Source organism: Amycolatopsis sp. lyj-108, from assembly GCF_046549005.1.
GTDB lineage: Bacteria > Actinomycetota > Actinomycetes > Mycobacteriales > Pseudonocardiaceae > Amycolatopsis.
In genome coordinates this window covers 302,213-314,519 of the sequence record NZ_JAJPWQ010000001.1, presented here as the reverse complement: position 1 = coordinate 314,519, position 12,307 = coordinate 302,213, and the positions used below count along the sequence as shown (strand labels likewise).

The following is a 12,307-nucleotide window of genomic DNA, read 5'->3' as shown; positions in this document are numbered from 1 at the left end:
CAGCAGTTGTCCGGTCATGACCCTTCTCCCGGCGAAGATGTGAAGAACTTTGTAACTTTCTCGGCGCGTAGTGCGACAATCAGGCGAGCAGCGGAACGCCGTCACTCTTTCGGGGGATAACCTTCCCCCGGACGTCACTTCGGCGATCACGCCCGCTCTTGAGATGCGTTGCCGCGTCCACGCGGTGACGTTGCCCCGATTCCGGCTTGCCGGAAGTGGGGCATCGGGTCGCCGGCGTCGATCACGTAGCCCCCCGAGTGATCGGCGCCGGCGGCGCCCCGGTTCGCGGGCGCCGCACCTGCGAACTTGTCCGCTCGATGATCTCTGCCCGTTCGGCCTCGGAGAAATCCAGCGTGCCGGAATTCAGGCAGTGCCCGTATTCTGCGGTGTACCTCGATACTCACTCAACCTGTCCGGCCGGATCGTCAGCATCGCGGCTCGAACCTCGGCGAACGCGGCATCACTGAACGCTTCAGGAACCCGGTAGCCGTTCACGGCGGGAGGAAGTGAACGACCATCGAGTGTCGCGCCTATCTCCCACAGCCCTTTCAACGCTCGATGACGCTTCGCGAACCCCTCATCAGCAGGAAAGAAGTCGATCATCCGCAAGGTGTGGTTGCCATCGGTGACAGTGGTCAGCCGAAGCTCACGGATGTCGCCCCAACTCACCTCGAAGGTCGCCTTGTGGCGACGGAACCAGCGAATACCCTCAGGCGATACGGTGAAAGTGGTGCGCCAAGTAGCCTTTCCCAGGCGGCCTGGAGTGCAGAACCAGAGCAATCCAGGTGCCAAGAGACCGATCGCCGCGATCGTCAAGGTCGCTTCGCGAAGCTCCGTCCCCCTGCTAGCGGTGAGTCCCACGACTCCGGCCACAACGGCCGCGGCGAGGAGTAGCCCGCAGATGCGCCAGAACTTGGCAGACGACCAGTCATTGGGCGTAACGGTTCTCGACGCTGTCGCCGGCAGGCCGACGGGAGCCGCCACACTGCCGAGCGGACGAACCGACGAGAGAGATAGCGGGGTCACCACACGTGGCTCGGCGACAGGTTTACGGAAACGTTTGGTTTGCCGTCGGTACGCTAGAAGCCCCAGCCCAACGAAACCACCGATGACAGGTGCGATACTCCACCATGGAACTTCGCTCTTGAAGTCCCGCGCGTAGTACCTGCCGAATTCCTTGACTCGGACAGGCTTGCCGATGTCGGCAGGAGTCAGCTCGTCCGGAAAAGAACGTGCCGTCAAGACTTTCTGTTCCGAGAAGGATGAGTAGGGGCGGACCTCGATGTCACAGATCCAGTAGTAGCCGAGCCCGGCGATGCTAAGGGGCCCTATCTCCTCGCAGGCCGTCGCCGTCGCCATGTCGACGAACTTGCTCGTCCCCTCCTCACCGTCCACGGCCATCCCACGACCGATCAAAGTCCAGCAGATCAGTACATAGAGGAACACGCCGATGGTGGCGCCCGCCGCCTTCCACGGAGACCTACGCGTGACTGTGGGAACGGCTTCGTACCCTGTCGACAAAAGAACGTCACTCACTGGATCGACCCGGATATCCGCTGCGTTCCGGGCTGCTCGAAGATCGGCTCTGGTTCTGCGCCCCGTCGGATGCCGACGGAACTTTCCGTCTTGACCGGCGGCTTTGCCACCCCGGGGGCATTGAGAGTCGTCTCTTGCCTATCGCGTTCCTTGTCTTCAGAAGCCCCCTTGACCACCTCGCGAACGGCTGTCTTTCCCGCTTCCTTTACCACCTCCCAGAATGCTCCCATTCCCGCACCCTGGAACACGTCGCCCTTCTTGATGAGGTCACCGACGTTCTTGTAGAAGTCCATCAACATGGACTTCGCGCGCAAGAGGACGCGCATCAGCTTCTCTGCCCACGTCATGGCCTCGGTGCTCTTCTGAATCGCGAAGGGGACCCCCTCGGCCGCCAAAGCGGCAGGGTAGGCGGGCGGCGGATACCTGGCGATGATCATGACGATCTTCGCCAGGGCGTCTGTTATTAGGTCCCGAATGATCGTCCGAACCACCGAGAGCACAGTCTTACAGATGTTGATGATGTTCCCAGCCTGCTCGGCAAGCCGCACTATTTCCCGGTACCCGTTGAGCTGCTTTTGCACGTAGGCGCGATATGCGTCAGCCCCGGCACCTGACCACTCCATGCAGTTCTTCTGGACCTCGTCGGTCAGGTCCTCGGCTGTCTTCTTGACGTACTCGCCTATCTTCAACCATTTCTGCACCTCGAGATCGAGCGCGTCTTGGTCACCGGAGACCCAGTCCAGCGGTTCCTTCAAGAAATCGACGTGTTCGATGATCCACCCGAAACCCCAGCTCATCAGGGTTTCCAAAGGGTTCTTAATGACCTCGATGATGTCCGGTACAGCTCCCGCGAGGCTGACGAGACCTTCTGTCCAGTCACCCTTCCAGAGCTTTTCGACGCCGCCCGCCACGTCCTGGATCGCGCCCGCGCCTTCCAGTGCGCTGTCCACCGCGTATTTCTCGGAGTCCGTCTCCTGCTTGGCCCCGGCGAGGACTTCGTTCTCAGCCACGTTCCACCTGCTCTGCCCGCTTCAGAAGGTCGATCGCATCCTGCTCGGTCACCCGGCGCACCTCGGCCCACTTCCGCACCGCGGCGACATGGTGCTCGCCCGCGGTGATCGCGGCTTGCAGGGCTTCTCGCACGTTCTCCGAAAGGTTGTTGCAGATCAACGGCATCCCGCACATATTGCCGATCAGCCCGAAGGCCAACATGTCCACACGATCGCTATCCGCGTCGAGGGCGACCCGCAAATGGTCGTGAGTCTGTTCTACCTGCTTGGCGTGTTCGTCGATCTGATCCGGGTTTACGTTGAAGCCCTGATCACCCTGTGGCTGTCCCATGATCCCCTCCCTCAAGAAGCCCGCTCAGCGTAGGAAGTCGCTCCGAACTCAAACCCGGGTCACGAATGGTTCTCCAGCGACGTTGCCGTCGCCGGTCGTGGCTGGACGAGAGCCACGAGGCGTTTCGCGGCGGCCGCACCCACTCGCTCCGCCAGCACGTACTCGTCACCCTCACTCGGCACGACATCAACGCTGTAGTACCACCGGCCGTTGCCTGACGGAGTCGGCTTCACCACGATGTTGTCGATGTCCGCGTAGAGAATCGTCACCTTCGGGCGGTCCCTTTCCTGCCAGATCAAGGAGTCTTTCCGCAGCACGAAACTCCCACGGTTTCCCCGGTAGAGGGAAGCAGCGAGATAGACGAGCACGACGGCGGTGACGATGAACAGATCCATCGCCACCGTGCCGGACGCGGCGACCACTACCGACCACGTCAGCAGAACCGCCGCCAACACCATCACCGTCATCCGGATCAGCGAAGGCCGGCTCGCCGAGATCCGCCTCTCCGTCGTGACCCCTGACGTGGCGTTCTTCAGCCTGACGACCGTGCTCTTGGTGGGCCTGATCAAGCCGAGCCCACCCCGGGCCACTTCTCTCGTGGGCCAACGCGTCAAACCGCGCTTGAAGTTTTCGACCACAGCTGACAGGTGCTCGGCTTCCCGAAGTGGCAGGAAAGGCGTGAGAAGGTAGCCGTGTTCGGACGGAGTACGGAAGGGTTTGGCCAGACCCTCGTCAGCTTTGTCGCCCATGATCGAGAGATGAACCTCGACCAGGTCGCCAGGCCGTTCCACGAAGACGAACCGCTTGATCTTCGACCAGTGGATTCGGAGCGGTGTGCCGTCACGCGCGGTTTGTTCGAATCCTCGCGGAGTCAACCGCGCCGGGATCAGCGATGCCCCTGACGTAACACGAAGCCGGCGTCGTGCCGAGGGGATCACGGCAAGCAAGCCGACGCCTGGTAGCACGAAAGGAAGAGCGATCAGGAAGGTCACGACGTCATCTGGCCGTAGGCGCATTGTCGCCATGACCATGGTTCCCGCCACCACCAGAAACCCGAGCCCTGTTGCCGTAAAGAAAACGAAGGCGGCAACTGCTCCGGTCCGATCTCCTCCGTCAGGTACAGGCAGCTTCAGATCGACTGGAAGGTCGAGCGAGGCCGGCTCGTCCGGACTTTGTGTCACCTTGTCGCGACGCCTCAACGACGGGATCAGCCATCGAAGGAAGATCCCCGGCCCTACGGCGTACCCGATGAAGCCCAGCCCACCTGCTGCGATCGGGCCTACCGCGGCAAGGAAGTTGTAGGGATGTGGCACGTTCCGTTGCCAGTCGTGGCTGGCGTAGTCGACGAACACCGACCGCCCCAGGTCGGCTGGTGTCAGCTCATCCGGACCGAATTCGACCCTCGACGTCGGCCTGTCCGGGCCCGTCCGCACGTCGGCGACGCATTTCCAGTAGTAGCCCGCTCCACGAACCGACAGTGGGCCGTGTTCGGCACAATCGACGACACTCGCGGTCCCATCGGCCCCTATGAGGTCGGAACCGGAAACGGTGGCCGGAATACCGGCGATCCGGAACAACGTCATCATGCCGATGACGAACAAGGCCAGCAGGGTCCACGCAGCGACGCTGGTGGCCGCTGCTTTCGCAACCGTCTTCATGACCTTCCTTCGGCGACAGAGCTCTGAGGTCAGCCTTCGAGCGAGCCCGAAATCCGTTGCCCTCCGGGTTGATCGAAAACCGGCTGCACCGTCGACTCGGCAGGCCGGGCGCCGACTACACCCTCCTTCTTGTCGTCGTCCCCCGAAACCAGTTTGTCGCCAAGCTCGCCGGCTTTCTTCCCCGCCTCTTTCGCCGCCTCCTTGGCGATGGCGCCGGGGACCTTGTTGACCTCTTCCTTCACCGCGTCGCCGACGTCCTTGGCAATGTCCTTGGCGCCGACCTTGCCGTATGCGGCGAGATTGGCGATGTCGTCACCCAAGGTCTTGGCCAGACCGGAGACATCGTTACCGAAATTCTTGGCGATGTCCTTGACGTTCACGCCCTGAAGAAGCCTCTTCGCCTCTCCGAACATCGCGCCGAGCTTCTTGACGAGCCCCGACGCGTTTCCGAAGGCCTTGGTCAATTGCTTGACCTTGTCCATGATCTTGGTCGCCCACCTGATCGCCATGGGAACGCCCTCGGCGGCCAGTCCGGCCGGCATCGCGGGCCCCGGGTAGCGACATACGATCCAAATGAGCTTCCAGACACATTCGGAAATCAGATCCCGGACGACACTGCGGACCACCGCGAGAATCGACTTGCACATCGCGATCATGACCGAGATGCCCTGCGCCCCGGTGGCGACCGACTCATAGAGATCCGCGCGGTCGTTCGCGAACGCCCGGTAGGCGTCAGCGGCGGTCCCGGTCCACGTGGCCGAGTCCCTGGCGACGTCTTGGCGTAGTTCATCAGCGACTTTCGACAGCTCGTCGCCGACATTTCCCCAGGTGCCACCCAGGTTCTCCAACGCGACCTGGTCGCCTGTCAGCCAGTCCAGCGGCTCCCGCAGAAAGCTGACGTGTTCGATCACCCACCCGATCCCCGCCTTGGCCAAGGCACCAAGTGGATCGGATATGTCGGACGCGAGGGAGAAGCCGCCGATCACCAGGTTGGCAAGTCCTTCGCCCCAGTCACCGGAAGAAGCCTTGAGCAGGGCGTCACCGAAGTCCTGGATCAAGCCCGCACCCTCGAGCGGGCTCTCCTTCGCCGCGCCGTCCGTGGCGACCAGTCGATTCGGCGCCTTCGGGGCCGGGTTTGCAGCAACAGGGTTCTCAGTCATGGCCGGCCCTATACCTTGAAGAGCTTCTTGTACTCGTCCTCGGTTATTTCCTTCCGCTGCTGCCACACCCTGACCCGATCGGCGTGATCATCAGCGCTCGTCGCAGCCGTTCTGACAGCGTCCTCCGCGACGGATTGCGCCATCGAAAACGAAAGGGCGAGCGACATACCGATGATCCCGAACGCCTCTGGGTGCATCGTCTGCTCGGCGGCATCCAAGGCCGTGTTGATCCGCCCTGTGAGGGCATCGAGCTTCCCCCGATGAGTTTCGAGCGCGGACGGATCAACGTCGAATCCTGGACCGTTTGAGCCGGTCATCGTGGTTTCCCTCCCTCAAGAACCCGCTCAGCGCAGGAAGTCGCCGCCGGTGAAGTAGTCGTCCTCGTGGTCCGTCTGCGGCCGGCGCGTGGCGCGCGGTGGCGCGGGGGTGGCCGGAGGGGCGGGCGGCTTCGGGGCCGGAGGGGGCGGAGGCGCGTCGAGTTCGTCTTCGGCGACGAAGCGGGCGTCCTCGTCTGCCGTTTGGTGACCGCCCTCGACGTAACCCGTCGGCTCGGGTTCCGGGTACTCGCTCTCCAGCTGGTTGACCAGCTCGTTCATCGTCTCGGTGCCCGCGATGGACGGAACGCCGGCCTGCATCGCGCTCGCGAGTTTGCTCTGGGCGCTCTGGACGACGCGGAGGATCTCCTGCGCGAGCGCCGGGTTGTCCCGCACGGACGGGCCGATCTCCAGGCCCACGAGGTTTCCCGCGTGGTTGACCTTGACCGAGATCTGGCCGTCCTTGCTGCGTTCGGACACCGAGACGCCTTCGATCTCGGTGCGCATCTGATTCGCCTTTCGCTGGGCGTCGGCCAGCTTGGCCTCGAAATCAGCGAAGAGCTGCTCAGGGTTCGACACGCGAACCTCCCCTGTTCACGTCGTAGCCATTCGGCGACCGAGTGTTGCATACCCGTCTGACGGCGGGGAACGTTTCGCGCGCATCCACGCCCCGGTCGTGTGGATCACCACAGCGATCCCCGGTTTTCCCTACCCGGGGTCGGCGGTCAGCACGGTGTCCGCGCAGGTCAGGAGCCCATAGCGTGCCGGGTATGACGATTTCGGACTGGAAACGCGCGGTCTACGCGCTTCTCGTTCTTCCGGGCTACCTCGGTGGCGCGAAGGTCCAGCGTGGACTCGCGCGGCGCTGGCTCGGGCAGGGAAGCGGGACACGGCCGCGATTCTTGGCGGCCTTCGGTCCGAGTGTGATCGCGTTCTTGCTCGCTTTGCTGCTCTTCTATCTTGTGGGGCGCATCGCGACCTACGGGCTCTTCTGGACCGGGAGCGACCCGGAGGGCACGTGGGGCGGGCCGACGCTGGCGGGGGCCTGGATCGTGCATTTCTTCGTCGCGCTCGGAATGGCCGTCCCGATCTTCCTGGCGCTCCGGCCGATCACCCGGCTGCAAGCTCGCCTTCTGGGTTGAATCCGCCCACCTGGTGTAATCGGCACGGTATTGTGCGTGAGCGCAATACATCGACCGATTGGGCCGGGGAGGGCTTCGATGGGTTTGTTCGGGGACGTATGGGAGGCGGCCGCGGGGCTGCTCGGCAAGACCGGCGCCGGTGCGGCGGCCGGTTTCGTCGTGGGCGGGCCGGTCGGCGCGATCGTCGGGGGAATCGTCGGGTCGAATGTGAGCGACGGCTCCGGAGCGGTCAATCAGGGCGGGATGACGCCCAAGCAGCTGCTCGAAGCCGTCCTGAACGGCCCTGGTACCGGCTCGCTGGAAGAGGCGCGCAGGGTCGGTGGTGAACAGGCGCGGAACCAGACCCAGATGCATGACGGCACCCGCGGCGTGATGACGGCATTGGAATCCGCCTGGACCGGCGGCGCGGCGGACGCGGCACGGGCGAAGCTTCAGCCGCTCGCCGACTCGTCCACGTCCGCCTCATCGAGCCTTGAGCGCAATTCGGGGTTGACGCAGACGCAACTCGACCAGTTCGTGTCGCTGAAGAACTCGCTGGACCGCGAAGTCGCCGCGGACCCGCCGACCACGGGCACCTACGACGACGCGACACCGTGGGACACCGACACAGAAGACAAGGTCAACCAGTACAACCAAAAGGCGCAAGCGAACCTCGACCGCTACAACGCCTATAACGACCAGTCGAGCTCGAACACCGCGGGCCGGACGATCGACTACGGGCAGCTCGGAGCGTTCGACGGCGGCGATTTCAAGATCGACGACAGCCGCCCCGGTCCCGGCCCTGGTGACGACGGCAAGGTGCGGGGATTCGACGGGCGCTCGGATCCCGGCGACGGCGGGTACCGGCCGCCTCCGGGCGGGGTGCAGCCGCCACTACCGACGGGACCGCCACCCGGCCACGAAACCCCGAGCCCGCGGCCGTATGAACCTCCCAGGCCTCACCAGCCTTCCGATCCGGGCTTCCGCCCTGGTCAGTACGACGACGGCACGCGGGCGGCGGGCTACACGCCTCCGCAGCCTTCGTCGTATCCGGGTTACCAGCCGCCGTCCTTCGGCCCCGGCACCGGTGGTGGCACCAACTTCGGCCCAGGTGGTGGCGGCGGAGTCGGTTTCGGACCGGGATTCGGTCCCGGCAGCGGCAGCGGCGGTTTCGGACCCGGCTCGGGTTCGTCCGGTGGGCCTGGCAGTGGCGCCACGCCCGGAGCGGGTCGCGGCAGTGGGGCGATGGCTCCCGGTCAGCCCGGCCAGGTGGCACGCCCCGGGATGCCCGGTGGTCCCGCCGGGGGCGCGGGCAGGCCCGGTGCACCAGGGATGGGTCCGATGGGCGCCGGTGCGGGCAAGGGCAAGGGCGGCGAGGACGAGGAGCACCAGCGTGCCTCGTACCTGCAGGAAGCCGACCCCGAGAGCGTCTTCGGCGGCACTGACACGAAGCCGGTCCCGCCGGTGATCGGGCTTTGACCGTGTTCGAAGCACCCCTGTACCTGCCGAAGACCGTCCTGCTCACCGCGTGGGAATGGGAGCGCCACGGCACTCCGCCCGCGGCGCTCGGCCCGGACCACCTGTGGCTCGCCGAAGACACCAAGAAGAAGCTCGACGACGCAGTGCTCGACACCCTCACCGAGCTGAAGCTGGCCTCCGGAGGCGCCCTGACCAGGGAGTTCCGCGACCTTCTCCGGGTGCTGGCCACCGGCCCGCTGCGGTTCACCGCCTGGCTCGGCGACATCGAGTCGGACGAGACCGGGAACATCCTCGTGTCGGCGTCCGGCCCGGACGCGGTCCGAGTGATCCGCCAGGACGAGAAGATCCGCATCGACGTCATCGACCCCGGCTACGGCGCCGAATCCCTGGTCGACATGTTGCCCCCGGTCGCACCGGCTCGGATCAACCCGGTCAAGATCCCGAAATCGCGCTTCTCCGGCCAGCCGGTCTACGAGGATTCCTACGACCTCGAGGACCCGACCGAGGAGCCCGCCTACGACCCGCTGCCCTCGGCGCGGGAACTGATGGCGGCGAAACGCACCGGGGTGCACCAGCTCTACGCGGCCAACAACGGCACCAGGAGCACTCCGCTCACCGTCGTCGACACCGCCCACGCCGGACGCGTCCTCACCTACGTGCTGCCGGGTGAGGACGGCGAACCGCTGGTCAGCTTCGAACCGGGGAGCAGGGACGTCCTGGTCGACGTCCTCTACGCGACCCTGCACGGACTGAAGTAAAGGGGGAGATCTCGATGACTTCGTTCTTCGGAGATGTCTGGTTCCAGAACAGTGACGACGTCGTGGGCGGTGGAGCGGCACCGGCGAGCGGCCAGGGCTTCACCATGAGCGGTGACGAGATGCGGGCCCTGCTCAAGAAGTGCCAAGACCAACGCGACTTCATAGGCAAGCAGTTCGATGCGGCAAGACGCTTGTCGCAGGTTGTGCCACCGGGCAACGAACCGGCAAGCACTCACGCGGTGAACGGCCCGAACGGCGTCAACGAAACAGGACGGTTCTATGAGGGACATCTGCGATTTCAGGAGAAGTACTTTACCGAGCTGATTCTCCGACTGGAGAAAGCACTGGGACTGACCGAGGAAACCGATCGGCAAGCTGCCGAAGCGACCAAGAAACGCGGGACACTCGAATGACTTCACGGCACCTGCTGGCCACACTCGCGCTCGTGGCCACCGGCACCCTGCTCATGACGGCCTGCGATGGCAATCGCAATCCCGGCACAGCGACTCCAGGCACAAGCGCACCTCCCGCGTCTTCAAGCGCGGCAGGCGTCCCGAACAGCGGGGCACCCGCCGTGCAGAATCCGTTACCGGCCAAGGTACTCGACGGAAGCCCCTGCGACAGCGCACTCACCACTCAGCAACTCGAAACCTTCCTCGGCGAACCGAAGCCCGGTGAACCCAGCACCGACGCCCTCGGCAACGCCTGCGACTGGCGTTCAGCATCAGGCAGCGGCGCAGGATTCTCGATCAGTTACCAAACAAAATCTGACCAAGGAATCAGCCTCCCCTACAAGAACGTCAAACCGAAAGCAGCTCGCTGGGTCGAACTCGACCCCATCGACGGCTATCCGGCGATCGGCTACACCAACATCCAGGATGACGACGGTTGCGCCGTCGTGGTCGGGATCTCCGATCAGCTCGCCTATTCGATTTCCCTATCCCTCGGAGACAAGGCCAGCCAGGCGGGTAAGGACGGCTGCATCCTCGGCCGTGACGTGGCGGCTGAAGTCCTGAAGAACCTCAAGGGGAGGGCGTAAGCCGGGCATAGACGGCCTCGGCGCCTTTGAGCAGATTTTCGCGAGTCGTCGCCGGATCGGTTTTGGCGGCGATGAGGCTGACCCGCACCTCCGAACGACCGCTGCGGAAGAGGACCTGGCCGCCGTCGGTGCCGGGAAGGGCGCAACTGGCCTCTCCGATCGGCCGAGACAGCGGCTCGCCCCGGCTGAAGTCGCACTGCTCGCGAACGGCGGCAACGGCGAGGTCCGGCACGGACAGCACGGTCTGGCTGACGGTGACGCTCGGGGCGATTCCCTCCGAAAGGGCGACCTGGCCGGCGCGATCGCAGCGCATCTGGACACTGTTGTGCTCCGCACCCGGGTTTTCGCTCAAGCTGAACAGATCCCGTTGCAGGCCATCGGTCGGCCGTGCGGTGATCGTGGTGAAGACCTCCGCCGGGAAGGCGGCGCAAGGGTCGGCGACGAGGTCGTAAGGCGCGGGGTAGCTGTGCACGGGCATGGACCGCGGCCCTTGGGCGACGTTCCGGCGGACGCCGTCGAGTAGCGAGTTCAAGGTGGCTTCGGGATCGGGGAGCTTGGTGAAGCCGTTGATGCCGAGCTCCAGGATGTTGTAGTCGGTCTGGATGCTCATACTGATGTCTTCTGGCGAGCTCTCGGACACTTGCCGGACGTCGACCTCCAGTACGGCGTCCCGCCAGTCCATTCGTTGCGAAAAGCGCGAGTGCAAGACGTGCAGGCTCACGCTGACATCGGTCAGGTTCGGCGCGCCGGACACGGTGACGCTGCCGCCGCAGGTACTCGCCCACAGGCCCTTTCCGGCGAGGTCCGGGCGGTCTCCGTCGGTGGTGCTCAGGCGTTCGCCGCCCTGGAGGAAGCCGTCCTTCAAGGCCAGCCCCGCGGCCGCCAGCACATCGGAAGTGAGGATCGCGCACGCGTTGTGCACCGGCGTCCCCTGGAAGGTGGCCGCCGGTTCGGTGCTGGGGGTCTCCTTCAGGATGAAGCGTTGTGGCGGCGGCGGCGGCGCGGCGGCGCCCGCGGGGCCGGGCTCGGGAACGCAGGCGGCGCAGAGCAAGGCGGGCACGATCAGCAGAAGTAGGCGTCTCATCGAGGTGGAACGCTACGAGTTGCGGAAGCGGAAGCCAGCCCGCGACAGCGTGAGGCCATGCGGCTCCATCCCCGCACTGACCACCTAGAATGCGCGAATGACCAACACCGGCCGCAGGGGTCGCGAGCGCGCCGCGACCGATCAGGACATCCGCCGGACGGCGCGGGCGCTCCTGGTCGAGCAGGGGCCGGAGGCCGTGACCCTGCGGGCGATCGCACGCGAGCTCGGCATCACGGCGCCGGCGTTGTACCGCTACTACGGCTCCCGGGACGATCTGGTCGAGCACCTGCGTGCGGACGTCGTCGCGGATCTCGCGGCCGGGCTCGCCGAGGACATCGCACAGCTGCCGGACGAGGGCGCGCTGCAACTTTTCGCCATCTGCAAGGGGTTCCGGCGCTGGGCGCTCGCGCACACCAAGGAGTTCACGCTGGTCTTCGCGTCGCCTTCTGGCGATGACACGTTGAGCAGGCTGGACGAGCCGTTCGGGCGGATCTTCCTCGCGGCGGCGGGCCGGGTGCTCGCGATGCACGACCTGGTGACGCCTTCGAACGACGTGGTGCCCGTCGAGCTGCGCGACGATCTCACGTCCTTCCAAGAGGAACTGCTCGCCGTGCTGAAGGAGTCCGGCGCGACGTTCCCGCTGGAGAAGCTCGACCTCGGCGTGACGTACCTGATGATCCAGTTCTGGGCCCGGCTCTACGGGCACGTCACGCTCGAGGTCTTCGGCAACTATCCGATCCCGTTCTCGAAACCGGACGTCCTCTTCGACGCGATGCTGGCCGATCTCGCGCGCGAGATCGGCCTCACCGCCGAGTGA

The 12,307-nt window shown here is 65.1% G+C and carries 14 protein-coding genes; 6 read left to right on the top strand and 8 right to left on the bottom strand.

Annotated features, from left to right (window positions below):
* Positions 1-363: 363 nt before the first annotated feature.
* The 7 genes from ACLJO0_RS01515 to ACLJO0_RS01485 are packed head-to-tail and all read right to left on the bottom strand — an operon-like array spanning position 364 to position 6,588.
* Positions 364-1,536 (bottom strand): DUF6346 domain-containing protein, encoded by a 1,173-nt coding sequence (locus ACLJO0_RS01515; RefSeq protein ID WP_410576240.1) that lies wholly within the window; start codon positions 1,534-1,536, stop codon positions 364-366.
* Positions 1,533-2,546: a hypothetical protein gene (locus ACLJO0_RS01510; RefSeq protein ID WP_410576239.1), complete on the bottom strand. Its 1,014-nt coding sequence runs from the start codon at positions 2,544-2,546 to the stop codon at positions 1,533-1,535. The genes ACLJO0_RS01515 and ACLJO0_RS01510 overlap by 4 nt, the downstream gene beginning before the upstream one ends.
* Entirely contained in the window at positions 2,539-2,877 is a 339-nt protein-coding gene (locus tag ACLJO0_RS01505; RefSeq protein ID WP_410576238.1) for a hypothetical protein, read from the bottom strand. The genes ACLJO0_RS01510 and ACLJO0_RS01505 overlap by 8 nt, the downstream gene beginning before the upstream one ends.
* Positions 2,878-2,936: 59 nt before the next feature.
* On the bottom strand, positions 2,937-4,535 hold the full coding sequence (locus ACLJO0_RS01500; RefSeq protein ID WP_410576237.1) for a DUF6346 domain-containing protein: 1,599 nt from the start codon (positions 4,533-4,535) through the stop codon (positions 2,937-2,939).
* A 29-nt stretch (positions 4,536-4,564) separates the two neighbouring features.
* Entirely contained in the window at positions 4,565-5,695 is a 1,131-nt protein-coding gene (locus ACLJO0_RS01495) for a WXG100 family type VII secretion target (protein WP_410576236.1), read from the bottom strand.
* An 8-nt stretch (positions 5,696-5,703) separates the two neighbouring features.
* Positions 5,704-6,012, bottom strand: a complete 309-nt coding sequence (locus ACLJO0_RS01490) for a type VII secretion target (protein WP_410576235.1) — start codon at positions 6,010-6,012, stop codon at positions 5,704-5,706.
* A 27-nt stretch (positions 6,013-6,039) separates the two neighbouring features.
* Positions 6,040-6,588: a YbaB/EbfC family nucleoid-associated protein gene (locus tag ACLJO0_RS01485; RefSeq protein ID WP_410576234.1), complete on the bottom strand. Its 549-nt coding sequence runs from the start codon at positions 6,586-6,588 to the stop codon at positions 6,040-6,042.
* Between the two features lie 191 nt (positions 6,589-6,779).
* Here ACLJO0_RS01485 and ACLJO0_RS01480 point away from each other — a divergent pair, with 191 nt between their 5' ends.
* The 5 genes from ACLJO0_RS01480 (at position 6,780) to ACLJO0_RS01460 (ending at position 10,406) form a co-directional block, all read left to right on the top strand.
* Positions 6,780-7,151: a hypothetical protein gene (locus tag ACLJO0_RS01480; RefSeq protein ID WP_410576233.1), complete on the top strand. Its 372-nt coding sequence runs from the start codon at positions 6,780-6,782 to the stop codon at positions 7,149-7,151.
* A gap of 78 nt (positions 7,152-7,229) precedes the next feature.
* A complete protein-coding gene (locus ACLJO0_RS01475; RefSeq protein WP_410576232.1) occupies positions 7,230-8,609 on the top strand; it encodes a hypothetical protein in 1,380 nt (459 codons plus the stop codon).
* A 2-nt stretch (positions 8,610-8,611) separates the two neighbouring features.
* Complete coding sequence (locus ACLJO0_RS01470) at positions 8,612-9,367, top strand: ESX secretion-associated protein EspG (protein WP_410576231.1); 756 nt, start codon at positions 8,612-8,614, stop codon at positions 9,365-9,367.
* 14 nt (positions 9,368-9,381) lie between these two features.
* Positions 9,382-9,780 (top strand): hypothetical protein, encoded by a 399-nt coding sequence (locus ACLJO0_RS01465; RefSeq protein ID WP_410576230.1) that lies wholly within the window; start codon positions 9,382-9,384, stop codon positions 9,778-9,780.
* 32 nt (positions 9,781-9,812) lie between these two features.
* Entirely contained in the window at positions 9,813-10,406 is a 594-nt protein-coding gene (locus ACLJO0_RS01460) for a DUF3558 domain-containing protein (protein ID WP_410576229.1), read from the top strand.
* Here ACLJO0_RS01460 and ACLJO0_RS01455 read toward each other — a convergent pair.
* On the bottom strand, positions 10,390-11,490 hold the full coding sequence (locus tag ACLJO0_RS01455; protein WP_410576228.1) for a hypothetical protein: 1,101 nt from the start codon (positions 11,488-11,490) through the stop codon (positions 10,390-10,392). The genes ACLJO0_RS01460 and ACLJO0_RS01455 overlap by 17 nt on opposite strands.
* Positions 11,491-11,587: 97 nt before the next feature.
* On the opposite strand from ACLJO0_RS01455, the gene ACLJO0_RS01450 reads away from it, so the two are divergent.
* Positions 11,588-12,307 carry a TetR/AcrR family transcriptional regulator gene (locus ACLJO0_RS01450; RefSeq protein WP_125790713.1) on the top strand — a complete coding sequence of 240 codons (720 nt, stop codon included), beginning with the start codon at positions 11,588-11,590 and terminating at the stop codon, positions 12,305-12,307.